21 protein-coding genes are annotated in these 22242 nt (G+C 65.0%); 12 read left to right on the top strand and 9 right to left on the bottom strand.

Features of this window, described 5'->3' with window-relative positions; genetic code table 11:
* Window positions 1–105: 105 nt before the first annotated feature.
* A complete protein-coding gene (locus tag B0G38_RS18180; RefSeq protein ID WP_413542088.1) occupies window positions 106–4128 on the top strand; it encodes a DUF4011 domain-containing protein in 4023 nt (1340 codons plus the stop codon).
* Window positions 4129–4131: 3 nt separating this feature from the next.
* On the opposite strand, the gene cpaB is transcribed toward B0G38_RS18180, so the two are convergent.
* The 3 genes from cpaB to B0G38_RS18165 all read right to left on the bottom strand — a co-directional run bounded on the left by cpaB (window position 4132) and on the right by B0G38_RS18165 (window position 5929).
* The gene (cpaB, locus tag B0G38_RS18175) at window positions 4132–4791 is read right to left on the bottom strand and encodes a Flp pilus assembly protein CpaB (protein WP_264670725.1); all 660 of its coding nucleotides are present in this window, start codon (window positions 4789–4791) and stop codon (window positions 4132–4134) included.
* A 162-nt stretch (window positions 4792–4953) separates the two neighbouring features.
* On the bottom strand, window positions 4954–5235 hold the full coding sequence (locus B0G38_RS18170; protein ID WP_264670724.1) for an FmdB family zinc ribbon protein: 282 nt from the start codon (window positions 5233–5235) through the stop codon (window positions 4954–4956).
* Between the two features lie 79 nt (window positions 5236–5314).
* Window positions 5315–5929, bottom strand: coding sequence for a 5-formyltetrahydrofolate cyclo-ligase (locus B0G38_RS18165; RefSeq protein ID WP_264670723.1), 615 nt, complete (start codon window positions 5927–5929; stop codon window positions 5315–5317).
* An 86-nt stretch (window positions 5930–6015) separates the two neighbouring features.
* Here B0G38_RS18165 and galU point away from each other — a divergent pair, with 86 nt between their 5' ends.
* The 4 genes from galU (at window position 6016) to B0G38_RS18145 (ending at window position 10002) form a co-directional block, all read left to right on the top strand.
* Window positions 6016–6936 carry a UTP--glucose-1-phosphate uridylyltransferase GalU gene (gene galU / locus B0G38_RS18160; RefSeq protein WP_264670722.1) on the top strand — a complete coding sequence of 307 codons (921 nt, stop codon included), beginning with the start codon at window positions 6016–6018 and terminating at the stop codon, window positions 6934–6936.
* A gap of 18 nt (window positions 6937–6954) precedes the next feature.
* Entirely contained in the window at window positions 6955–7578 is a 624-nt protein-coding gene (locus B0G38_RS18155) for a GNAT family N-acetyltransferase (protein ID WP_413542089.1), read from the top strand.
* Between the two features lie 269 nt (window positions 7579–7847).
* Entirely contained in the window at window positions 7848–8654 is an 807-nt protein-coding gene (locus tag B0G38_RS18150) for a hypothetical protein (RefSeq protein WP_264670720.1), read from the top strand.
* Between the two features lie 115 nt (window positions 8655–8769).
* Window positions 8770–10002: an aminoglycoside phosphotransferase family protein gene (locus B0G38_RS18145; RefSeq protein ID WP_264670719.1), complete on the top strand. Its 1233-nt coding sequence runs from the start codon at window positions 8770–8772 to the stop codon at window positions 10000–10002.
* Here the strand turns inward: B0G38_RS18145 and B0G38_RS18140 are convergent.
* Genes B0G38_RS18140 through B0G38_RS18125 form a run of 4 tightly spaced genes read right to left on the bottom strand, consistent with a single transcriptional unit; the run spans window position 9978 to window position 14290 of the window.
* Window positions 9978–10646 carry a response regulator transcription factor gene (locus B0G38_RS18140; RefSeq protein ID WP_169993817.1) on the bottom strand — a complete coding sequence of 223 codons (669 nt, stop codon included), beginning with the start codon at window positions 10644–10646 and terminating at the stop codon, window positions 9978–9980. The genes B0G38_RS18145 and B0G38_RS18140 overlap by 25 nt on opposite strands.
* Window positions 10643–12079 carry a sensor histidine kinase gene (locus tag B0G38_RS18135; protein ID WP_264670718.1) on the bottom strand — a complete coding sequence of 479 codons (1437 nt, stop codon included), beginning with the start codon at window positions 12077–12079 and terminating at the stop codon, window positions 10643–10645. Before B0G38_RS18135 ends, B0G38_RS18140 begins: the two co-directional genes overlap by 4 nt.
* Before the next feature lie 26 nt (window positions 12080–12105).
* Window positions 12106–12531: a hypothetical protein gene (locus B0G38_RS18130; RefSeq protein WP_264670717.1), complete on the bottom strand. Its 426-nt coding sequence runs from the start codon at window positions 12529–12531 to the stop codon at window positions 12106–12108.
* Between the two features lie 43 nt (window positions 12532–12574).
* On the bottom strand, window positions 12575–14290 hold the full coding sequence (locus B0G38_RS18125; protein WP_264670716.1) for a tetratricopeptide repeat protein: 1716 nt from the start codon (window positions 14288–14290) through the stop codon (window positions 12575–12577).
* A gap of 204 nt (window positions 14291–14494) precedes the next feature.
* Here B0G38_RS18125 and B0G38_RS18120 point away from each other — a divergent pair, with 204 nt between their 5' ends.
* Genes B0G38_RS18120 through B0G38_RS18090 form a run of 7 tightly spaced genes read left to right on the top strand, consistent with a single transcriptional unit; the run spans window position 14495 to window position 20647 of the window.
* Window positions 14495–15016 carry an NUDIX hydrolase gene (locus tag B0G38_RS18120; protein WP_264670715.1) on the top strand — a complete coding sequence of 174 codons (522 nt, stop codon included), beginning with the start codon at window positions 14495–14497 and terminating at the stop codon, window positions 15014–15016.
* A 47-nt stretch (window positions 15017–15063) separates the two neighbouring features.
* Entirely contained in the window at window positions 15064–16131 is a 1068-nt protein-coding gene (locus B0G38_RS18115; RefSeq protein WP_264670756.1) for an ABC transporter ATP-binding protein, read from the top strand.
* Window positions 16131–16886: an ABC transporter permease gene (locus B0G38_RS18110; RefSeq protein WP_264670714.1), complete on the top strand. Its 756-nt coding sequence runs from the start codon at window positions 16131–16133 to the stop codon at window positions 16884–16886. The genes B0G38_RS18115 and B0G38_RS18110 overlap by 1 nt, the downstream gene beginning before the upstream one ends.
* On the top strand, window positions 16873–17592 hold the full coding sequence (locus tag B0G38_RS18105) for an ABC transporter permease (protein ID WP_264670713.1): 720 nt from the start codon (window positions 16873–16875) through the stop codon (window positions 17590–17592). The genes B0G38_RS18110 and B0G38_RS18105 overlap by 14 nt, the downstream gene beginning before the upstream one ends.
* 40 nt (window positions 17593–17632) lie before the next feature.
* Window positions 17633–18553: an ABC transporter substrate-binding protein gene (locus B0G38_RS18100; protein WP_264670755.1), complete on the top strand. Its 921-nt coding sequence runs from the start codon at window positions 17633–17635 to the stop codon at window positions 18551–18553.
* Between the two features lie 28 nt (window positions 18554–18581).
* Window positions 18582–19796 carry a pyridoxal phosphate-dependent aminotransferase gene (locus B0G38_RS18095; protein WP_169993829.1) on the top strand — a complete coding sequence of 405 codons (1215 nt, stop codon included), beginning with the start codon at window positions 18582–18584 and terminating at the stop codon, window positions 19794–19796.
* The gene (locus B0G38_RS18090) at window positions 19796–20647 is read left to right on the top strand and encodes a PPK2 family polyphosphate kinase (RefSeq protein ID WP_264670712.1); all 852 of its coding nucleotides are present in this window, start codon (window positions 19796–19798) and stop codon (window positions 20645–20647) included. The genes B0G38_RS18095 and B0G38_RS18090 overlap by 1 nt, the downstream gene beginning before the upstream one ends.
* A gap of 9 nt (window positions 20648–20656) precedes the next feature.
* On the opposite strand, the gene B0G38_RS18085 is transcribed toward B0G38_RS18090, so the two are convergent.
* On the bottom strand, window positions 20657–20923 hold the full coding sequence (locus B0G38_RS18085; protein WP_264670711.1) for an exodeoxyribonuclease VII small subunit: 267 nt from the start codon (window positions 20921–20923) through the stop codon (window positions 20657–20659).
* A gap of 38 nt (window positions 20924–20961) precedes the next feature.
* Entirely contained in the window at window positions 20962–22158 is a 1197-nt protein-coding gene (xseA, locus tag B0G38_RS18080) for an exodeoxyribonuclease VII large subunit (RefSeq protein WP_264670754.1), read from the bottom strand.
* Between the last annotated feature and the right edge of the window lie 84 nt (window positions 22159–22242).

The following is a 22242-nucleotide window of genomic DNA, read 5'->3' as shown; positions in this document are numbered from 1 at the left end:
TGGCCGCAGCCTCGCAGCAGGTAAAGCTGTGAACTCCCCGGCAAATTCAGCCGGGGAGTGTTGCGGTCACCCGTTTGCCATGTCCTATCCGATAGTTTGAGACACATGCCAATTTGGTCAAGGCTTGTGCCCGAGAGTGAAGAAAAGAGAGTAGCCGTGTCGCGCGATCGCACTGACGAGGCTGCCGAGGATATTCTGACGCACTGGCTGAAACAGCTGGGCCAGCACGCGGGAACAGATACCCTGCTGTACTTCGCGCCGTCCTCGACGAACAGCATCGACCTCACCCATGCCCATCCGTCCGGTCTTGCCCAGCTGCTGACCGGCCGGCGCACGCGGCTGTCCACATTGCTGCGGGACCAGGCCCAGTACTCGGCGGCGATGAAGACGGCCCGCAGCCTGCGTTCCAAAATCTTTGAGCTCAGCACGGAGCGCGGCATCGACGTCGGCTATCTTGCGGCGGGCACCGCCTCCTGGCGTGTTCCCGAGGTAGGCCGGTCCGAGACGCTGAACGCTCCGATCATGCTCACCCCGGTGGCGCTGACGGTCCGGCCCAGCCAGGATGACTTCGAACTCCAGCTCACCGATCAGGCCCGCCTCAACCCGGCACTGGTGAGGCACCTTGAAGCCGAACAGGGCGTCGACATCGACCCCGAAGGCGTGGCCCGGCTGGCTTACAGCACCGCGCGGTTCGACCCGCATCCGGTGCTGGAGCGGCTGCGGTCGCTGACCCAGGATGTGCGCAGCATGACCATCGAGCACCACCTCCTGGTCTCCACCTTCGCCGATGTATCGAACATTGCCGATACCTCAGCCCTCGATTCCGCGCACCCGCTGCTGAACGCCATGATGGCAGCGGATCTGGACCCGGAAACCGGCTACCACGTGCCCGTGCCGGAGGTGGACCTGCCGCCGCTGGACGAGCGCTCACCGCAGGACGAGTTCCTGGTGCTGGACGCGGATCCCGCCCAGCAGAAGATCCTTGACCTGGTCCAGAGCGGCCATTCGGTGGTCGTCTCGGCGCCGCCGGGAACTGGCCAGACCCAGACTGCCATCAACGCCGCGGCGACGCTGGCCTTCGAAGGCAAATCCGTCCTGGTGGTCGCGGAGCGGCGCACCACGCTGAACCAGTTCGCCAAGCAGCTCGACGAGCTCAAGCTCGGCTCCCTGGTGCTGCAGCTGAACGCCAACATCACCAGCCAGCAGCTCAAGGATCAGCTGGTCCGGGCCATCATGCGCAACGAGCAGGCCACGGCGCCGCAGCTGGAAAAACTGCACACCACCCTCATCGACCACCGCCACCAGCTGATGGACCACGTGCAGTCGCTGCACAATGTCCGCAAGCGCTGGAACTGCTCGCCGTACCAGGCCATGCAGTCGCTGGCCAAGCTCGTCTCGCTGGATCCGGCACCGGCCACCACCGTCCGGCTGAAGCGCTCCGTGCTGGACAGCATCGCGGACCGCGCCGAGCTGACCGGCCGGCTGCGCCGTGCGGCGGAACTGGGCAGCTTCAGCAAGTCCTCGACCACCAGCGCGTGGTTCGGCGCCAAGCTGCTCAACCGCAAGGAAACCGAAGACGCCCACCAGTTGTCTGTGGATCTTGCCCGCGACATCCCCAAACTGCGTGAGCAGATGAACCGGGTGGCTGACCATTCCCAGATTTCCCTGGGGACCAGCTTCCGTGAATGGGGGCAGCAGCTCCTGTTGCTGGTCGCCGTTCGCGGCAGCCTGGACAAGTTCACGCCGGACATTTTCGACCGCCCGGTCACGGACCTGATCTCCGCAACGGCATCTTCCGGCTGGCGGCGCGAGCGCGGCATCGAAATGAGCTCCATGACCCGCTCCCGGCTGCGGCGTGTGGCCAAGGAATATGTGCGTCCCGGTGTTCACATCTCGGACCTGCACGAGTCCCTGGCAGACGTGCAGCAGCAACGCAGCAAGTGGGCCGAATACGCCACCACGCAGCGTCACCCGTCGGTGCCGTCAGGTCTGGCGGAACTGAATAGTTTCTACCTCGGCATCCACAAGAAGCTGCAGAAACTTTCCGGGCTCCTGGCGGAACCGGCCGACGGCGTGCTGCTGGCCGACCTGGACCAGGACGCACTGGTGGAGCGGCTGGAAGCACTGGCGGCCGACCGCGAGACGCTGGTGAACCTGCCGGAACGGACCTTGCTGCTGGAGCAGATGCGCGAGCACGGTCTGGGCGAACTGCTGGATGATCTGGCCGAGCGTGAAGTGGCCACGGAGAATGTCGGCGCCGAACTGGACCTTGCCTGGTGGCAGTCGGCCTTGGAAGCCATGATCAGCGGCGACGACTACCTGGCCATGTCCGACGGCGACAACCTGCGCAAGCTGGAAGCGGTCTACCGGCTGGCCGATAACGCCCACATCGCTTCCGGTGCGGCGCGCCTGCGCTGGGAGCTGGCCCAGAACTGGCGGCACGCCATCAAGAGCCAGCCCAAGGCGGCGGAGCGTCTGCGGGAGATGCTCAAGACCTCCGAACCGACCCTGCGGTCCCTGAGCGAGCAGTCGGGCCAATTGGTGTCGTCGTTGATGCCGGTCTGGGCTGCCTCCCCGTTGGTCCTGCCGATGGTGCTGCCGGCCGAGAAACGGTTCGACGCCGTCATCATTCTCGACGCCGAAGCCACCAGCCTGCAGTCGGCGGTCGGGGCCATGGCCCGGGCCGAGCAGGTCATCGCCTTCGGCGACGGCCAGCTGGGTACGGCGGAGCCGTTCGAAGTCAATGTGGACCGGAAGCGTGAGCAGGCGCCCGGCACCGAGACAGATCCTGTCATCAGCAGCTACCACGCGCTGGCACGCGTCCTGCCTGTACTGCCGCTGACCACGTTGTACCGCGCGGTCGATATGGAACTGGCGCAGTCGTTGAGTAAGGAATTTTACGACGGCGCCGTCACCCGGCTGCCGTCCGCCGGCGAAATTACCGGCGGCGACGGGTTGATGGTCGAATACCTGCCGGACGGTACCGGGCTGCCCGGTGCCGGCCATGAGGGCGTTGAAAGCGTCCCGGCGGAAATCAACCGGGTTGTGGATCTGGTCTTTGAACACGCGCGTCACCGGCCCCAGCGTTCGCTGGCCGTCATCACCTCCACCGTCCGCCATGCGGCACGCGTGGCAGAAGCGATCCGCCTGCAAATGCCGAACTACCCTGCCGCTTCGGAGTTCTTCAAGCGGGCCGAGGATTCCTTCCGTGTGGTTCCCGTGGAGCGGTCCTCCGGGCTGGTCCGCGACGACATCGTCTTTTCGCTCGGTTACGGCCGCACGCCGCATGGCCGGGCAGTGCATAACTTTGGTCCCTTGTCGGAGCCGGATGGCCGGAGCAGGTTCGCCATGGCTATGACCCGGGCGCGGCGTTCGCTGCGGGTGCTGACATGTTTCCGTCCGGAAGACCTTGATCCCGAACGGCTGAGCCATGGCGCCGTCGACTTCTATGAACTGATCAACCGGAAGCTCGGTACAGGCGGGGTAGCAGTATCAGCTGCCTCTGCCGGCATTGAGGATCCGCTCGTCGCGGATCTGGTTGAGCGGATCCGCAGCCGTGGCGCACAGGTGCAGGACCATTACCGTGGAATCCTGGACATCGTCGCAGCGGCAGACCCCTTGCTGCAGCCGGGAGACCACCATCCGACCCTGCCGGTGGCGCTGGAGTCGGACGGCACGCCGCAGTACCGGAAGATGAGTGTGCGCGAGCGCAGCCGGCTGCGGCCGCAGCTGCTGGAGCGGCTCGGATGGCGTCCGCTGACGTTGTGGACCATCGAAGTTTTTGCCGACCCGGAGAAGTGCGCGCAGCTGATCGGAGGATACTTGGGACTACAGGATCCGGATCTAGAAGGGACGGGGAGGCACGTGGCCAAGGATGATCAGCCTGCGGAACGTTCCGCTGACCTGCAGGCAGACGGCACGGACCATTCCGCCGGCGCCACGGCAGACGCCGCGGCCCGGGCAGAACCGCAGGACCAGCAACCGCAAACACGGAAGGCCGCCGCGGCGGCCCTTCGCGGCAGTGCGATCCCGGACCGGGCCAAAGAGGACGATCCGAGGGCCTGGGGCGACAGCGGCGAGGACCGGGACGCCTGGCTGAAGGAACAGCGCCCGCCCCACTGGAGCTGACGCCTAGCCGACAAGTACCAGGAAGACCTTGCCCCGGCTCGACGCACTTGCCAGGGCCGTGGCCTCGGTCGGTGAAGCTGCTACCACCACGAGCCCTTCGCTTTCCTGGCGGCCCAGCAGCCCGGAACCGTCGGTGGTGCTCCCCGCCTGCCACAGCACGGGCACGTCGTTCGCCAGCACTTCCGAGGCTGCCGGCTCTTCATAACCGTTGCCGGTGCTGAGCACGATATCCACCCGTTGTCCGGGGCTGAGCAATTGGACGGTCGACTGGTCGGCGGGCCTGACCGGAACCGCGACAGTGCCCGGCGGGCTGCCGGCCAGGAGCCCGGGGCCGACGATGGAGGTATCCAGGACCGGGGAACCGGCCCGCAGCGCCGTGGCCAGCCGTTTTCCCGCCAGGTCGTAGACTGAAGCAGCCGACCCGGACGGCACGGCCGAGGCGGGAAGGCGGCCGGTCACTAGATCCGAAGCGGCCAGGATGGTCCCCGCGGGCAGGTCCGCGGCGGCAGTGACCACAGGGACGGTCTCAAGAGGGGCCGGAGTGAGCTCATGGACAGTGAGTCCGGCGGCTGCACAAAGCAGGGCGGCTGCGATCAGTCGGTAATGGCGCCTGACCAGACGCCGGACAAGGAGCGGGATGGTCGCCCGGGGTGAATGCTGCATAAGGCCACAGTAAGGAGGCCCGGAACCGGTTCGTCAGGGGCTTGCGGCGAACTGTGCACGGGGGCAGCGATAGTTTCCGTTGTGGAGGAAAGGAACCTCATCGGACGCAGAGCACCCGGGGAGCCGTGGCATCCCCGGGTGGTGTATTGCTAAGGAGGCTCTCTAGCTGGCAGCGGGGGCAGCAGCGGCCGGTGCGGGCGCTGCTGCCGGTGCCGACGCCGGGCTTTCGGACTTGCCGGCGGCCGGAACCGTGCTGGTGCTCTTGGTATCGCGTGAATCGGTCCGGTAGAAACCGGAACCCTTGAAGACGACGCCGACACTGTTGAACTTTTTGCGCAGGTTGCCGCTGCACTCAGGGCAAACACTCAGCGAGTTGTCGCTGAAGGACTGCTGGATCTCGAAAGCGTGGCTGCAATCTTTGCAGGCATAGGCGTACGTGGGCACTTGAATCCTCCTGAAAATTCCTGCGGAACACGTCCGGGCCACCCGTTGGGTTGGCACTCGATAGTTCCGAGTGCTAATTCTACACTGTCCCGGGGCCGAACCATATCCAACCCTCTGCCGTCACGGCGCCGTCAAGCGGGGCGTCCAGCTCAGTGACCTCGAAGGTCCCGGGAGAGACAACTTCGTGGGGATAAAAAACGCCGACTTCCTTGGGCTGCTCCGGCAGCCGGGCGACACCTGCCAGGAACCGGTCATAGTAACCGCCGCCCTGGCCTATCCGGTTGCCGTCCGCGTCAACTGCCAGGCCGGGTACCAGGATCAGCGGGACATCGGCCATGATGGCTGAAGGCAGCCGTTCCCCGACCGGCTCGTAGACCCAGGCCCGTTGACTGCGGACGAGCTCCACGCCGTCGTACCACTGCACCCAGCTGAGCTGGTACTCCGGCTCGCAGACGGGGACAACCACGCGGTAGCCAGCCCGGGTCAGGGCGGGCAGCAGTAGGTCGGTGGAGGGTTCCGCGCCGGTTGAGAGATAGCCGGCAACGGTACTGCCGCGTTCCGCTCCGGCCGCTTCGAGTCCCGCCATGACATTTTTGGCCAGTTGTTCGGCGGCCGCGCGCCGGTCGGTGTCCGGCAGATCCTGCCGCAGCTTGCGGAAGTGTGCGCGGGCGGAGTCTTTATCGAGAGGAGTCACGGCAATCCTTGTTCGAAGGGGTCATCGCCGCCGTCGAAAGCACTTCGGCGGCAGCTGTCATGCTAATTCATATTTTGACGCTGCGGATGGGTAATCTTATTTCCATGAAGTCTCATCGCACCGTACGCAAGGCCGTCATCCCGGCCGCCGGTCTCGGCACCCGCTTCCTGCCCGCTACCAAAGCCATGCCCAAAGAGATGCTGCCGGTAGTGGACAAACCGGCCATCCAGTATGTGGTTGAGGAAGCGGTCCGCGCGGACATCACGGACATCCTGATGATCACCGGACGGAACAAGAGGCCGCTGGAAGACCACTTCGACCGCGTGCCCAACATCGAGTTCGTCCTCGAGGAAAAGGGTGACCTCGACAAACTGGCGTTGGTGCGCGAGGCATCGAACCTGGCTGATATCCACTACGTGCGCCAAGGCGATCCCAAGGGACTGGGGCATGCCGTGCTGCGCAGCCGCCAGCACGTTGGTGACGAGCCGTTTGCCGTGCTGCTCGGCGATGACCTGATCGACGAAAACGATGAGCTGCTGCGCCGGATGATCGACGTCCAGGAGAAGACCGGCGGATCCGTCGTCGCCCTGATGGAGGTCGAGCCTGCGCAGATCAGTGCCTACGGCTGTGCCGACGTCACCGAGATGGACGGTATCGACTGCGTGCAGGTCAACCGGCTGGTCGAAAAGCCGTCGCCTGAAGAGGCCCCCTCGAACCTGGCCATCATCGGCCGCTACGTGCTGCACCCGTCGGTCTTCGACGTACTGGAAGAGACCGGTCCCGGACGGGGCGGCGAAATCCAACTGACCGACGCACTGGAAACACTCGCGTCCCGCGAAGGAGAAGGCGGGGGCGTCTACGGTGTCGTTTTCCGCGGACGGCGGTACGACACGGGTGACAAGCTGAGCTACCTGAAGGCTGTGGTGACCATCGCCTCGGAACGCGCTGACATCGGTGAGGACCTGCGCTCCTGGCTGAAGGAATTCTCCGAAGGCACACAGGGCTGAGACCAGGCTGCGGCGGTGCTGAGTTCGGCCATCTGGCCCGTCAGAGTTGAGTGCGGTAGCTTGGCGCTGCGTCCGATCTCCCGTCGTGACAAGCGCGAGTGGCTCCAGCTGCGCCAGCAGAACGCGGTCTGGCTCGCTCCGTGGGAAGCCTCCAACCCCGACCCCAACGGTTCCTTGCCGCAGTTTGCCGAGATGGTCCGGTCGCTGAACCGGCAGGCGAAGCTGGCAACAGCGCTGCCTTGGGTCATTACCGAAGTCCAGCCTGGCCGGGCGGCGCCGGTGATCGTCGGGCAGCTGACTGTGTCCAGCATCGTTTGGGGATCGGCCATGATGGCTACGCTCGGTTACTGGGTGGATCAGGCTTCGGCCGGTCGCGGTATCGCACCAACGGCGGTAGCAATGGCCACGGATCACTGCTTTCAGGCCCTGGGGCTGCATCGGATGGAAATCAACATCCGCCCGGAGAATTCTGCCAGCTTGAGGGTAGTGGAAAAACTTGGCTTCCGGGACGAAGGACTGCGCCCCCGCTACTTGCACATCAATGGTTCATGGGCCGATCACAGGTCTTTTGCGTTGACTGCGGAGGAAGTTCCGGACGGACTTCTTCCCGGCTGGCTCGAAAGCAGCGGACGTTCGTGCTGACCTGCTGGTTTATCAATTTTCGGTGACTTTCGCCGACACACCGTGACTAATGCCGCACCCGGCATGTTTTAGCTTCTACGGTTTTGATTGTGGACATTCAAAGCTCAGTGATCTTCGTAGTGATCGTGGGGCTTTGGCTTGTCTGGGTAGGACCGTATTTACTTCGCTTTCTTGGAACTGCAACACTGGCCGAGGCACTCCCGGGCCAGGGAATATCATTCGACTCAGGACCCGTCACCGCCACAGGCAGTGCAGCTCAGGGGATCATCATGGAAAATAACGCCCATTCCGGAACATCCCGCGCCGCCTCCGGGCCTGAGCGCGTCGCCCCGGAGAGCGCTGCCCCGGAGCAACGTGTGCCCGCGCCGTTGAACATCCGCTACGGTCGCACCGCGTTGGCTCTGGTGGGAACCGCCGCATTGCTGACTTTCGTCATCGGCGGGGGACTGGCGCTCTTCGGCCTGGTCTCGGGCAGTGTCCCGGGGGTCGCGCTGCTGGCTGTCGCCGCCGTCGTCCTTATGCTGCGTATGCTGGTGCGGCGAGACCGCCGCCGCCGTGCAGCCGCCCGAGTGAACAGGGCCTTCGAAGAAGCGATGAATCCGCCGGTCCACCATCTTTCACCACTTCCGCAGCGGGAAACCGTGCTTTTCGATGCGGCAGAAGCGGAAGCCGACGCTGTCTCCGGTTCTGAAAAGCAGGAACCGGCTCCCGCTCCCGAACCACGGCGCTTGACACCGGAGGAACTGCGCGCGGAGGCACTCAAAGTTGCAGCCGAAGCCGAGTCAAAAAGCGCAGGAAATTCCGGGCCTGGATCCGGTCCCACCTGGCAGCCCGTAGAAGTGCCGAAGCCTACGTATGTTGCCTCGGCCAAAGCGGAACGGCCGGCCCCGGCACCGCTGCCGGCCCCGGAAGTGAAAAAACCGACGATGAAGACGCCGATCAAACAGGCAGCCGTGGCTCCGAAGGCCGACGTGCCGGCCGCTTCGAAGGGCGGCGTGTCTCCGGCTGCCAAGGAAGCGGCGCCGCAGGCGGGCAAGATCAATCTGGATGCGGTGCTGCAGCGGCGCCGGGCGTGAGGGCCGCAGCCCTGGCAACTGGCGATCAGTGGGTCCGCTCCGGTAAGGGGCGGGCCTTTTGCCTTTCCCCGGCCGGAGGGAGCCGTTTCTGCAGCGGGATGATATGAAAAGAAGTATGAACGCTCCGAGCCGGGACCTGATGCGGGCCGAGACCGACGGCATCGACCTGCTGGAGAGCACTAAGATGCAGCAGCCGCTGGAACTCGCGGTCGGTACCATTGGCGCGGGCATACAGGCATGGAAACTGGCCAAGCTGCAGCACCGCCCGGGCGCCGGAGCAACCGGAATCTACAGCGTGGACGTGCAGGTTCCTGACGGAACTGTGCGCACCGAATACGTCTGCATCACCACTTCGGCCGTTCCGGACACCGGCGTACCCGTGGTCCGGCTGGATGACGGCACTATCACGTTGACCGCATGGCTGTATCCCGCGGATCCGGTGTTGACCGGGTTGCCAACAGCCTGCGATTCCGCCGCTATGGCACGGGCGGCCTTCGGAAGCGGAGACGCCGACCTGCGGATGGTCAACTACCGTCCGCTCCGCCGGGCAGTGCTGGAGGCCTCGCAGGGAGCATCGCGTGTGTTCATTAAAGTGGTGCGCCCCGACAAGGCCGACGCGCTGTTGCGGCGCCATCGGCTGCTCACGGAGGCTGGACTCCCGTCGCCGGAGCTTATACCCGGCCCGGCCACCGGCGTGGTGTTGCTGCGCGAGGTCCAGGGAACGCCACTGGCCCAAGCGTTGATGAATGACGGTGCGTCCCAATTGGACCCAGACACCCTGCTGGAGCTTCTGAACAGGATGCCCGCCGGGGCGATGAAGCTGTCCCGCCGCCCGGCGTGGGCCGAACGCGCGGCGGACTACGCGCGGGCCGCCGCGGCCGCTCTGCCGCAGGAGCAGGAGCGGATTTTCCGTCTGGAGGAGAAGATCTCGAACGTGCTGGCGGTGACTAAGCCCGGTCCATTGGTTCCAACGCACGGTGACTTCTACGAAGCGAATCTGCTGATCGACGGCGGCACGGTCACCGGGGTGCTGGACGTGGACTCGCTGGGGCCAGGCCACCGGATCGATGATCTCGCCTGCCTCATCGGCCATCTGGCGGTACTGCCGGCTGTTCACGAGGGATATGTCCACGTACCGCAGGTCATGGAGCGTTATCTGCGCGCCTTTGACCAAACTGTTGATCCGGCAGGGCTGAGAGGCCGATCCGCCGGGGTGGCTTTATCCCTGGTGGCCGGCGCGAAGACCTTTGGCCAGGGCGAAGCCTGGCAACTGGACGCCCTGCAGCGCCTGGCCATCGCGGAGCGGCTTGCTGCCGAAGCCGGTCAGCTGTCCGCGGCCAGCCGGTAACCCATGCCCCGCACGGTGGCGAAGCGCTCGGCCCCGAGCTTGTTGCGCAGGTAACGCACGTACACATCGACCACATTGGAACCTGGATCGAAATCGTAGCCCCAGACGCGGGAGAGTAGCTGTTCGCGGCTGAGCACCTGGCCGGGGTTGCGCAGGAAGGCTTCAGCCAAAGCGAATTCGCGGGCCGACAGGTCGATCTCTTTCCCGTCAATGGTGGCACGCCGGGTGCGCAGATCGAGCTGCAGGTTTCCGCTGCTGAGGGTGCTCATGTCCGACGTCGGTGCTTCCGTTCGCAGCCGTAAGCGGACCCGGGCGAGCAGCTCTTCAAAGCGGAAGGGCTTGGCCATGTAGTCGTCGGCACCGTTTTCGAGGCCGGCGACGGTGTCGTCGACGGAACTGCGTGCGGTCAGGATAATGACCGGAGTGTCGTTCCTGGCCTCGCGGATCCGGCGGAGCACTGTAAAACCATCCTGGTCCGGCAGGCCGAGATCCAGCACGATCAGCTCGAAATCACCCGTCATGGCCAGGTGGTAACCTTCACGGCCGGTGGCCGCAACAGTGGGCACGTAGCCGGCCGACTTCAGGCCCTTGGCGACAAAGGAACTGATCCTGACCTCGTCTTCGATAACCAGAATCTGGCTCATACTGGATCCTCCTGTTCGGGCTGGCGTTCTTGGATAACGATAGTGAAAGTGGAACCGTGTCCGGGTGCGCTGGCCAGTTCAACGCGCCCGCCGTGGGCATGGGCGATGGCGTTGACGATGGTCAATCCCAACCCGGATCCTTCGGCCCTGGTCCCGTTGGCGCCACGGGCGAAGCGTGCGAAGATCCGGCCCTGGTCTTCGGGGGCGATCCCTGCACCCTCGTCACGGATCCATAGGCGCAGTTCCCCGGGGACGGCCCGGGAACCAACGCCAATGGTTGAACCTATCGGGGAAAACTTGACGGCATTCGCGGCCAGCTGCAGCCACGCCTGGGTCATGCGTTTGGGATCGAGGCTCCACATGTGTTCGGCGCGGGAGTCGACAACCCACCGCCGGTCGCCCAGTGTCCTGGCCTTGTCCAGCACATCATCTGTCAGCTGCCCGACCTCCAGTGGGCGGGGTTTGACGAATTCGGGGCGTTCGGCGCCCGCGAGCGTAACAAGGTCATCGACCAGCAGCCGCATGCGGTCCAGTTCGTCGAGCGCAATAGCGCGGACGGAGTCAACGTCTTCCGGATCGTACGAGTCCTGGAGTTCCAGGTGCCCCTGGACGATGGTGATCGGCGTTCGCAGCTCATGCCCGACGTCGTCGAGCAGTTGGCGCTGGGCTGTCATCGAGCCTTGGAGCCGGTCCAGCATCTCGTTGAAGGTCTGGGAGAGTTCGGAGAGGTCATCGTTCCCGCTGACCGGGATGCGGCGGGACAGATCGGTTTCGGTGATCTTCTGGGCGGTTTCCCGTACCAGCCGGACCGGTGCCAGCAACCTCCCGGCCACCAGCCAACCTACGCCCGAAATGAGCACAAGCGCCGCCAGGCTGATCAACGTGTAGGTCCGGAAGTTGTCGCCGAGCTCCTCGAGTTCCGCATCGTAGTCGAAGGCCAGCAAAAAAATACTGTGGGTGGGGTCCGAGGACAGCTGGACAGGGACGGTCACGGCGCGGTAAGTGGTCTGCCCGGTCTTGATGGAGGTGAGGATGATGCGCTCCGTCTCCGGCTGGGCCACGACCTTGTCGATGAGTTCGTGGTCGTTTTCCAACCGCAATTCGACCGAGTTGTTGGCGGTCAACGCAACCTGTCCGTCAACGATGCCGACCATGCCCTCGTTCTCTGCCGGTGCAGTGCGCGCCATGACGGTGCGTACCAACTGGCTGCCGCGGGTGAATTCCTGTCCCGTTTCGGGGTCGATGCCGATGTCGGCCAGGGTGTCGAACTCTTCGACGGACCGCCGCAGCGAGTCATCGATGCGTTGATTGATCTGGCCGCGCTGGAGGCCAAAGAGCACGCCGCCGGCTACCGCGAGGCCCAGGGCGGAAAGTGCGAGTACGGCCGCGAGGACACGGGTGCGGACGGACAGGCCGTCCAGGCGCCTAAACATCCGTCCCGGTCATCATCAGGTTGATTTTAGTCGTCGTCATCGTCAATGCCGTCGTCGTCATCGAAATCGTCGTCTCCGTCGTCGTAATCGATCGGTGGTGCGGGCGGTACCGGGACGGGGGCAGGAGCAGGTGGCGGAGCGGGAGCGGGCGGCGGCGCGGGGGCAGGTGCCGGGGCAGGCGCTGGTGCCGGGTCGGGGTCCGGCTGTGGGGCGGGCTCCGAAGGCCGTCCGGCGTCCGGGTCCGGTTCTGTCGAAGCGTTGTCAGCGGAACCGGCATCCGGCGATTCGGCTGGCGCGCTGGAGGCCGAAGGGGAGGGGGTGAACACTATCGACGGACCCAGATCGGAGGGGTCGGGGCTGCGGAGGGTGCTCGCCACGGCATAACCTGCCAGCCCCATGCCGAGCACAATGGCAACGGCCGTGAGCACATAACGGATGGTCGCGCGCTGCATGCTTCAAGTATTCCGAGGCAAGATGAGACGAATATGAGAAGCGTCAGTCCTCGGCTGCCTCTTCCGCCGCGCGGCGTGCCTCCTCGGCTTCATCCTTGTGGCCGAGCGAGTCCAGGGCCGCGGACAGTCCCAGGTTGGCAGCCACCCGCAGCATCCGGCTGACCTCGGGCTGGGCCAGCACCATCCGGAACATCGGCACCGCGTCCGCGGGACGGTCAAGCTCCGCCAGGACATGCGCGGCGAAAAGTTCGGAATTGCCGGCCGACGCCGCGTCGTCCGCCGCGGAGTAAAGGTCCGCGGCCTGCAGGGCAGCGGAGACCGCCGCCGGGCCGTGGTCGAGGGCCCAGAGCCCGCGGGCCCTGGTGTCGCTGTAGTCCGCCTCGTACCAATGCGCCCCGTAGTCCCGCGCCAGCCGGATTGCCTCGTCCAGCTGGGCGATGCCGTCCTGGTCGCCGGCTTCGCACATTGCATGGCCGAGGGCATGGAGGGCCTGCGGCAGGGCCGCTGCGTCGTCGGAAGATTTGCGGGCGGCGGCAACGGCCGCCTCGAAGCAGACGATCGCGTCCGCGTCATGGTCTTCCCGCGACAGCAAGGTGCCGATGGCCAGCAGCGACCGTGCAGCCTCGCCGTACTCTCCGCCGCCCGTGAACTCGGCTACTGCCTCGCGCCAGCAGTCCAAGGTGTCGACCGTGCGTTCGGCGTGGCGGTGTGCATGCCCCAGGCTCATCAGCGTGCGGGCCTTGTCCGAGTGCGGGGCGTCGATCAGCCGCTGGCGCTGCAGCAGCTTGCCCAGCACCTGGGCAGCGAGCTCATACTCCTCTGCCTCCAGCAATTGGTTGCCCAGCGCCAGGCGCAGCGTCAGCTCCTCCTGGACTTCGCCGCGTTCGGCCTGCTGCACGGCCGCGCGCCAAGCCAGTACCGAACTCTCCGCGTCGCCGGCGGCAGCACACAGCTGTGCCACGACGACCGCGGCGGAAATGGCGCCCTTGCGGACGCCGCAGGCAGCGTAGAGCTCAAGGGCCGTCAGGGCGTACTCGATGGCTTCGTCGTCGTGCTCCCCGGTGTTGACGAGGTTGGCTTTCAGCAGCCACATGGAGGCCGCCAGTGCGCGGTTGGCCGGAATGGCGAGCAGCCGGTCTGCGGCGGCGACGGCCTGCCCGGGCTGGTCCAGCTGCAGGTAGGTGTGTGCCAGATACATCAGCGCCCCGGCGAGACTGTCGGTGCGCTCGCCGGCAGCGTAACCCTCCACCGCGTCCTCAAGCAGGGCGACCGCCGTGGAGCGGACCCCTTTTTGCGAATGCGCGACGGCGATGGCCAGCTTGACGTCGGCCAGGACGCCGACGGGGGCCTTGGTTGCCTGCAGCTGCTCCAATGCCGCTTCCAGCACGGGCAGTTCCGCGGCGGTCGCTTCGCGGAAGAGGACCGTCCCCAGGTCAGCCTCGACGGATGCCTGGACTTTGCGTCCGGCATGGCGCAGCCGGTCTACCCGCTGCGCCAGGTAGTACTCCGCATCCGAAGCCTGGTCTTGGATCTGGGCAACGGCTATCAGGACCGAATACAACGCCAGCACGGTGTCGGTGTCGGATTCGGTAGCCTGTTCAAGTCCCAGGCGTGCCAAGGTCACCGCGCCATAGTGGTCCTCCGCGTAGGCCGCTTCATAGGCCCGGTCCAGGCAGTCACGGGGATTCGCGGGCGTCGCGGCAGGGTCCGGCCCGGCGGCAGCGAGGACTTCTAGAAGCCGCCGCTCGATGGCGGGCATTGCCACGCTCCAATCCGGCGGGACGGGGTCCGCGCGATGCCTTGCTGGCCTGATCCCCATGCATTCAGTTGTAGTCCCCGCTGGCCCCGGACGCAACGCTCGGGCGGCCAAAGTAACGTTTGCGAAAGTATGGCGAAGGGATCTATGCCAAATGCAGCCCGGCGCTTCTGCGGCGCAGGTTGAAGCCCGCCTAGACTGAAAGGCATGTCCTTCGATACTCGCATCGGCGCCTACGGCGTGATCGTTCAGGAGAATGCCGTGCTGCTGGCACGATGGACCGGTTCCGGAACCCCGCGTTGGACGCTGCCCGGTGGCGGGCTTGAAGCGGGGGAAGATGCTCCCACGGCGGCCTTGCGGGAAATCACCGAAGAAACCGGCTACACCGTGGAACTGGGGCGGTTGCTCGGCGTCGACAGTAAGTTCATCCCGGCGGAACGGCGGCTGCATGGCGGGAAGGTGCCGCTGCACGCCCTGCGGATCATTTACGCTGCTACTGTGACGAGCGGTGATTTAGCGCATGAGCTCCAGGGATCGACGGATCAGGCAAAGTGGATCCAGCTGGACGACGTCGCAGCACTGGACCGGGTGGACCTGGTGGATGTCGGCCTGAGCCTCTATTTCGCGGAACCGGCTGCCGGGACAGCTTCCATCAGCCAAGCTGTCAGGAGTCCCGGGACCGTGCCGCAATACGGTGCGCCGACCAGGACAGAGAGCGAGGCACGATGACCGAAGCCCAGTCTGTGGCCCCGCCGGCCAGCGCGGGCAACTCGCCCATGGTCCAGTTCCGCAACGTGTCGAAGAGCTACGCGTCGGGGCAGCCGGCGGTGCATAACCTGAACCTGGAGATTGACCGCGGAGCCATCACCGTGTTCGTCGGTCCGTCCGGGTGCGGCAAGACCACGTCGCTGCGGATGATCAACCGCATGGTGGAGCCCACCGAGGGCACAGTGCTGGTGGACGGACAGGACGTCTCGGCGCAGCCTGCTGCGGCGCTGCGGCGTTCAATGGGCTACGTGCTGCAGTCCTCGGGCCTGCTGCCGCACCGGAGCGTGCTGGACAACATCGCCACCGTTCCCCGCCTTAACGGTGTCCCGCGGCGGCAAGCGAGAATCCGCGCCGAGGAACTGCTCGCCGTCGTCGGTCTTTCACCGGCCCTGGGCAAGCGCTACCCCGCGCAGCTCTCCGGCGGCCAGCAGCAGCGCGTGGGGGTGGCCCGGGCGCTCGCCGCGGATCCGCCGATCCTGCTCATGGACGAGCCCTTCAGCGCAGTGGATCCGGTGGTGCGCGCGGAACTGCAGCAGGAGTTGCTGCGGCTGCAGCAGGAACTGGCGAAAACGATCGTGTTTGTCACCCACGACATCGACGAGGCCACGGTCATCGGGGACAAGGTGGCCGTCTTCGCCACCGGCGGCCGCTTGGCGCAGTACGCGCCGCCGGAGGAGCTGTTACGCGCGCCGGTAGACGATTTCGTGGCCGGGTTCGTTGGCCGGGACCGCGGCTTCCGCTCGCTCTCGTTTGCCTCCGCCCGGGACTTGCCGCTGCTGCCCGCGGCCACGGCGACGGCCGGGGCCCTGGCGTCGATGCCTGCCGAAGGCTGGCTGCTGATAACCGACGACGGCGGTGCGCCCCTCGGGTGGCTGCCGCCCGGACAGCGTACGCCCGCAGCGGCGGTCACCGGTGGCTCCTTGTTCACCATAGGCAGTTCACTCCGGCAGGCGCTGGACGCCGCCCTGTCCTCTCCCTCCGGCCAAGGCGTGGCAGTGGACGCTGCCGGCAAGGTAGCCGGACTGGTGGACGCCGGCGAGGTGCTCCAGCGGCTGGACGCGGAGCGCCGCGGCTAATGGACTGGTTCCTGGCCAATCTGCCCTTTGTGCTGGAGCTCTCCGGGCACCATCTCTACCAGTCGGTGCTGCCGCTCGTGCTGGGATTGCTGATATCGGTACCCCTCGGCTACCTGGCCTGGCGCCTTCCGCCGGTCCGCGGCGTGATCCTGTCGGTCAGTTCGGTGCTCTACACCATTCCGTCCCTGGCCCTGTTCGTCATTCTTCCGGTCATCCTGGGCACCATGATTCTGGACCCGGCCAATCTGATTGTCGCCCTGACTGTCTATGCCATCGCGTTGCTGGTGCGCTCCGTCGTCGACGCACTGGAGTCAATTGACGACGGCGTCCGGCAAGCCGCCGTAGCTATGGGATACCGGCCGTTCCGACGGTTCTTCGCCGTGGACCTGCCGCTGGCCGTGCCCGTCCTTTTTGCCGGCCTGCGCGTGGTGTCGGTCAGCAACATTTCGCTGGCCAGCGTGGGGGCACTGATCGGCATCCGCAATCTCGGCGTGCTCTTCACTGACGGGCTGCTGCGGAACTTCCTGACCGAGATCGTCGTCGGGATCGTGATGACGCTGATCCTGGCGCTGCTGATGGACTTTGTCCTCGTGGGCCTGGAGCACCTGCTCACGCCCTGGAACCGGCACCGCAAGGCCGGACGTAAACAGGTGACGGCCACGTCCGGCCCGGACAACTCCGCCAGTGGGGATAGCGCCGGTACCGTGCGCCGTCCTGATGCGGCCGAAACGGCGGTGCTGCATGAATCTCTTTGAGCAGGTTGGTCTGTGGTTGGCGGACCCCGCCCAATGGTCCGGGCCGGCTGGAATTCCTGCCCGGCTGGGGGAGCACCTCTGGTATACGGTCCTGACGCTGTTGATCGCCGCGGCCATCGCCATTCCGGCGGGCCTGTACGTGGGGCATACCGGCAAGGGCAAGGTCGCCGTGGTCTCGGCAGCCAGCGCACTGCGGGCCCTGCCCACGCTGGGCCTGCTGACGCTGTTTGTCATCCTGATGGGCCTGGGCCTGATGCCGCCCATTTACGCACTCGTCATCCTGACTGTCCCGCCGCTGTTGGCCGGCACCTACTCGGGGATCGCGGCGGTGGACCGGCAACTGCTGGACGCCGCACGCGGTCTCGGCATGACCGAGTGGCAGGTTCTGGTGCGGGTGGAACTGCCTAACGCCCTGCCGGTGATGCTTGGCGGTATGCGGGCCGCGGTGCTGCAGGTCATCTCGACTGTCGCCGTCGTTGCTTACATCAATCTGGGCGGGCTGGGCCGGTATCTGATCGACGGATTAGCCGTCAGCGACCCCGTCCGGCTGTTTGCGGGCGCTATTCTGATTGCGGTGCTGGCGCTGATTGTCGATTTGATCCTCTCGCTGGTGCAAAAGTACGCGGTCTCACCAGGTTTGAAGTCTTCCCCGGCCTCGCCGGGGCAGGGAACGAAGAATGTTGGCGCCCCGGGTGCCGGCCAGTAAAGGAGAAGCCTTGAAGATCCAGACATCCTCACGCCGGGCAATGTTGGCGGCGGCAGCCATGACCGCCCTGACCGTCACGCTGACGGCATGCGGCGCCAATTCCAATCCGTTGGAGGGGTCGTCCGATACCGCCGCCAGTTCAGGCGCAACCGGTTCCCTGGTGGTCGGATCCGCCAACTTCCCCGAAAGCCAGATCGTCGCCGAGATCTATGCCGGCGCGCTTACCGCTGCGGGTTTCGATGTCACCACCAAGCCCGGCATCGGTTCCCGGGAGGTATATGTGAAGGCGGTTGAAGAAGGGTCCGTGGACGTCGTTCCCGACTACAGCGGCAACCTGTTGTTGTTCCTGGATCCCGAGGCAACGGCTGCTTCCGCCGGGGAGATCATGGATGCCCTTCCCGCTGCCTTGCCGGAGGGACTGGGCGTCCTGGAACCGGCCTCCGCCGAAAGCAAGGACGCCATGGTGGTCACCAAAGCCACCGCCGAGAAGTACCAGCTCGAGAGCATCGCAGACTTGGGGCCGGTGTGCGACGAGTTGGTGCTCGGCGCCAATCCTGAATTCGCCGAGCGTGAATACGGGCTGCCCGGGCTGAAGGAGAACTACGGCTGCGAACCGAAGTCCTTCGAACCGATTAACGACGGCGGCGGCCCGGCCACCCTGCAGGCGCTGATTACCGACCAGATCCAGATCGCTGACATCTACACCACAACACCGTCGATCGAGGATAATGACCTGGTGGTGCTGGAGGACCCGAAGAATAACTTCATCGCCCAGCAGGTGCTTCCCTTGGTGAATCAGGACAAAGTCAGCGAGGAAGCGGCAGAGGTGCTGAACGACGTCTCAGCCGCGCTGACCACGGAAGACCTGATTGATCTCAACCGTCAGGTCAGCGGGGACGAAAAGCGCAATCCGGCAGACGCGGCGGCGGACTGGCTTAGCGAAAACGGGCTGACGAAGTAAACCCGTTCCGATATGCGAAGATGCTTAAATGGCCCAGTTCAAGCAGTCCAACAAGCTTCATAACGTCCTTTACGATATCCGCGGTCCGCTGCTTGAGCATGCGCAACGCATGGAGTCCGAGGGCCACCGGATCCTGAAGCTGAACATCGGAAATCCGGCGCCCTTCGGGTTCGAAGCGCCGGATGCCATCCTCGTGGACATGATCCGGAACCTGCCCGATGCCCAGGGCTACAGCGATTCCCGCGGGATCTTCTCGGCCCGGACCGCGGTGTCGCAGTATTACCAGACCCGCGGCATCCAGGACATCGGCGTTGACGATGTCTACCTGGGCAACGGGGTCAGCGAACTGATCACCATGAGCCTGCAGGCGCTGCTCAACAACGGCGACGAGGTGCTGATCCCCGCGCCCGACTATCCCCTCTGGACTGCCTCCGTGAGCCTGGCCGGCGGCCATCCCATCCATTACCTGTGTGTGGAGGAAGAAGGATGGCTGCCGGATCTGGAGGATCTGGAGCGAAAGATCACGCCCAATACCAAGGGCATCGTGATCATCAATCCGAACAACCCCACCGGTGCGGTGTACCCGCAACAAGTGCTCGAGGGAATGCTCGAACTGGCCCGGAAGCACAATCTGGTGGTGTTCTCGGACGAAATCTACGAGAAAATCCTTTATGAGGATGCGCAGCATGTAAATACAGCTCTGCTGGCCGACGACGTGCTGGTCATGACCTTCAGCGGGCTGTCCAAGGCCTACCGGGTCTGCGGATTCCGCAGCGGGTGGATGGCCATCTCCGGGCCGAAACACCTGGCTACGGACTACATCGAAGGCATCAACCTGTTGACCAACATGCGTTTGTGCGCGAATGTTCCCGCGCAGCATGCCATCCAGACGGCACTCGGGGGCTACCAAAGCATCAACGATCTGATCCTGCCCGGAGGCCGGTTGCTGGAACAGCGGGACAAGGCCTACGAAATGCTCAATGCCATTCCCGGCGTCAGCACCCAGCAGGCCAGGGGAGCCCTCTACCTGTTTCCCAAGCTGGACCCGGACGTGTACCCGATCAAGGACGACGAGAAGTTTGCGCTGGATCTGCTCAAGCAGCAAAAGATCCTCGTCTCCCACGGGCGCGCTTTCAACTGGCACAAACCGGACCATTTCCGGCTTGTGACCCTGCCCAACGTCGGCATCCTCGAGGAAGCCGTCAACCGGATCGCCGAATTCCTGAGTACGTACAAGCCGTAATGGAGACCACCGCGTTCAGCCCGAGTCCGACCGTCCTGCTGCGAGTGCAGACGGGCTTCGACCTGCGCCATGTCGACCCCGGATCGACCCCGGGGTTTACCGGCGATAAGGAGGCAGGCAAAGAACTCCTCGACCGGGAGGACGAGCAGCTCACGGAACTGCAGGAGAAGCTGTTCGCCCAGAGCCGGTTCGGCGCCCGCGAGAGCGTGCTGCTGGTCCTGCAGGCCATGGACACCGGCGGCAAGGGCAGCATCGTCCGCCATGTCATCGGAGCAGCCGATCCGCAAGGCATCCACCACAAGGCGTTCAAAGCACCGACGGCGGAGGAACAGTCCAAGGGCTTCCTGTGGCGGATCGAAAAAGAGCTGCCGGAGCCTGGCATCATCGGTGTCTTTGACCGCTCGCATTACGAGGACGTGCTGGTCCAACGGGTCCGCAAGCTCTCTCCCGCCGACGAGATTGAACAGCGCTACAGCATCATCAGGGACTTTGAGGCCAGGGTCGCCGCGGGCGGTACCCGCATCATCAAAGTCATGCTGCACATCAGCAAGGATGAGCAGAAAGGCCGGCTGCAGGAACGGCTGGACCGGCCGGATAAGCACTGGAAGTACAACCCCGGCGACGTCGATGACCGCTCATTCTGGGACCAGTACCAGCAGGCGTACCAAATGGCTTTGGAACGCACCAGCACAGATATCGCGCCTTGGTACGTGGTCCCGGCGGACAAGAAATGGTACGCGCGGCTCGCAGTCCAACAGCTGCTGATCGATGTACTCGAAGACATCAATCCCCAGTGGCCGAGGGCGGATTTCGACGTGGCGGCAGAGAAAAAGCGGTTGGCTGAAAGCTGACCACGAAGGTTAGTCCCTGCCTGGTTCCGCCATTCCTGTTGCCTCCGGTCCGCCAGCCGCGTTGGCCCTGGCTGCGTCGAGGCGTTGCCGGGCCCCTTCCAGCCACGTTTCGCACCGGGCGGCCAGGGCTTCACCGCGTTCCCATAGGGCTAACGACTGTTCAAGACTGGCCCCGCCGGTTTCCAGCTGGCTTACAACGGCGACGAGTTCCTCCCGTGCCTGCTCGTAGCTCAGCGATGCGACATCGGCAATTTCGACGGAATTCTTGGCATCCATGCTGGTTCCCGCTTTCGGATTGATGGTGTTGTTCAGTATTACGGAGCGACGTCGGCGGACAGTTCGCCGACGGAAACACGCACGCGAAGCCGCGTTCCCGCCGCGGCGTCAGAGCTGTCGCGCAGGACGCTTCCGTCCGGAAGCTGTACGACGGCGTAGCCACGGTCCAAGGTGTTTTGGGGCGAGAGGGAACGAACCTGCGCCCTGAGATGGGCGATGCGGTCCGAGTCCCTGTGTACGGCGGCCGAGATGCAGTTGTAAGCGCGTGTGGACAAACGCTGCAGGTCCTCGTGCCGGGCTTCCACCATGCTGGCTGGATTGGCCAGAACGGGACGGGAACGGATAGCTGTCAGCCGCTCGCTCTCGACCCGGATCAACTGGTCCACCCTGCGGTCCAGCATCTGCCGTGCCTGGGCGATCCTGGCGAGCTCCTCGTTAACGTCGGGGACAATACGCTTTGCGGCATCGGTCGGAGTGGAAGCGCGGAGATCCGCGACCTCGTCCAGCAGGGGACGGTCCGCTTCGTGTCCGATAGCGCTGACCACGGGCGTGCGGGCAGCCGAAACCGCGCGGATCAGATCCTCACTGCTGAAGGGCAGCAGGTCTTCGAGGGATCCGCCACCGCGGGCAATGACAATGACGTCGACATCCTCGCGGGCGTCCAGTTCCAGCAATGCGCGCTGGATCTGGGTTACGGCATTAACACCCTGGACAGCGACTTCCCGTACTTCGAAGGCCACGGCCGGCCAGCGCAGGGAAGCGTTGCGGATAACGTCTTTCATGGCATCCGAGTCGCGGCCGGTAATCAGCCCGATGCGGTGTGGCAGCATGGGAAGCGGTTTCTTGCGTTCGAGCGCGAAGAGTCCCTCGGCGGCAAGGGCATGGCGAAGCCGTTCGAGGCGCGCCAGCAGATCGCCCAGACCCACAGGGCGGATATCGCGGGTTTGCATCGAGAGCCGGCCTGTCTTGACGTATAGATCCGGCTTCAACTGCGCCACGACGCGCGATCCCGGCTCAAGTGGAAACTCCAGCCGGGCCATGACACTTCCCCAGGCCACGAGGCTGAACGATGCTTCCGCTTCCGTGTCCCGCAGCGTGAGGTACGTGACATTGTTCCGCCTGTTGAGCTCAATCACCTGGCCTTCGATCCAGGTGGGCGGGACACGGTCAATGTGGCTCTTGAGCTTCTGCGAAAGCAGCCGCAATGGCCAGGGATTCTCCGCCGAGGTCTCCATGGCGGTAGCAGGCAGTGTGGATGGCTTGGCCGGGGCATCCAGCTGGCCACCGGTGGGTGGCCCCGGGTTCTGGTTCACGTAGTG

Origin of the sequence: Crystallibacter permensis (assembly GCF_025960875.1) — a bacterium.
GTDB classification, from domain to species: domain Bacteria; phylum Actinomycetota; class Actinomycetes; order Actinomycetales; family Micrococcaceae; genus Crystallibacter; species Crystallibacter permensis.
The sequence above is the reverse complement of the archived record's forward strand: the minus strand, read 5'-3'. Positions and strand labels throughout refer to the sequence as shown.

Excerpts from the sequence above, each read along its gene's own strand:
- B0G38_RS18130 (WP_264670717.1), bottom strand. The coding sequence starts at position 12,531 with ATGCAGCGCGCGACCATCCGTTATGTGCTCACGGCCGTTGCCATTGTG.
- galU (WP_264670722.1), top strand. The coding sequence starts at position 6,016 with ATGGGTAATCTTATTTCCATGAAGTCTCATCGCACCGTACGCAAGGCC.
- xseA (WP_264670754.1), bottom strand. The coding sequence starts at position 22,158 with ATGGAGACCTCGGCGGAGAATCCCTGGCCATTGCGGCTGCTTTCGCAG.
- cpaB (WP_264670725.1), bottom strand. The coding sequence starts at position 4,791 with ATGCAGCATTCACCCCGGGCGACCATCCCGCTCCTTGTCCGGCGTCTG.
- B0G38_RS18105 (WP_264670713.1), top strand. The coding sequence starts at position 16,873 with ATGAATCTCTTTGAGCAGGTTGGTCTGTGGTTGGCGGACCCCGCCCAA.
- B0G38_RS18095 (WP_169993829.1), top strand. The coding sequence starts at position 18,582 with ATGGCCCAGTTCAAGCAGTCCAACAAGCTTCATAACGTCCTTTACGAT.
- B0G38_RS18120 (WP_264670715.1), top strand. The coding sequence starts at position 14,495 with ATGTCCTTCGATACTCGCATCGGCGCCTACGGCGTGATCGTTCAGGAG.
- B0G38_RS18145 (WP_264670719.1), top strand. The coding sequence starts at position 8,770 with ATGAACGCTCCGAGCCGGGACCTGATGCGGGCCGAGACCGACGGCATC.
- B0G38_RS18140 (WP_169993817.1), bottom strand. The coding sequence starts at position 10,646 with ATGAGCCAGATTCTGGTTATCGAAGACGAGGTCAGGATCAGTTCCTTT.
- B0G38_RS18115 (WP_264670756.1), top strand. The coding sequence starts at position 15,064 with ATGGTCCAGTTCCGCAACGTGTCGAAGAGCTACGCGTCGGGGCAGCCG.
- B0G38_RS18085 (WP_264670711.1), bottom strand. The coding sequence starts at position 20,923 with ATGGATGCCAAGAATTCCGTCGAAATTGCCGATGTCGCATCGCTGAGC.
- B0G38_RS18135 (WP_264670718.1), bottom strand. The coding sequence starts at position 12,079 with ATGTTTAGGCGCCTGGACGGCCTGTCCGTCCGCACCCGTGTCCTCGCG.
- B0G38_RS18125 (WP_264670716.1), bottom strand. The coding sequence starts at position 14,290 with ATGCCCGCCATCGAGCGGCGGCTTCTAGAAGTCCTCGCTGCCGCCGGG.
- B0G38_RS18090 (WP_264670712.1), top strand. The coding sequence starts at position 19,796 with ATGGAGACCACCGCGTTCAGCCCGAGTCCGACCGTCCTGCTGCGAGTG.
- B0G38_RS18110 (WP_264670714.1), top strand. The coding sequence starts at position 16,131 with ATGGACTGGTTCCTGGCCAATCTGCCCTTTGTGCTGGAGCTCTCCGGG.
- B0G38_RS18100 (WP_264670755.1), top strand. The coding sequence starts at position 17,633 with ATGTTGGCGGCGGCAGCCATGACCGCCCTGACCGTCACGCTGACGGCA.
- B0G38_RS18150 (WP_264670720.1), top strand. The coding sequence starts at position 7,848 with ATGGAAAATAACGCCCATTCCGGAACATCCCGCGCCGCCTCCGGGCCT.
- B0G38_RS18180 (WP_413542088.1), top strand. The coding sequence starts at position 106 with ATGCCAATTTGGTCAAGGCTTGTGCCCGAGAGTGAAGAAAAGAGAGTA.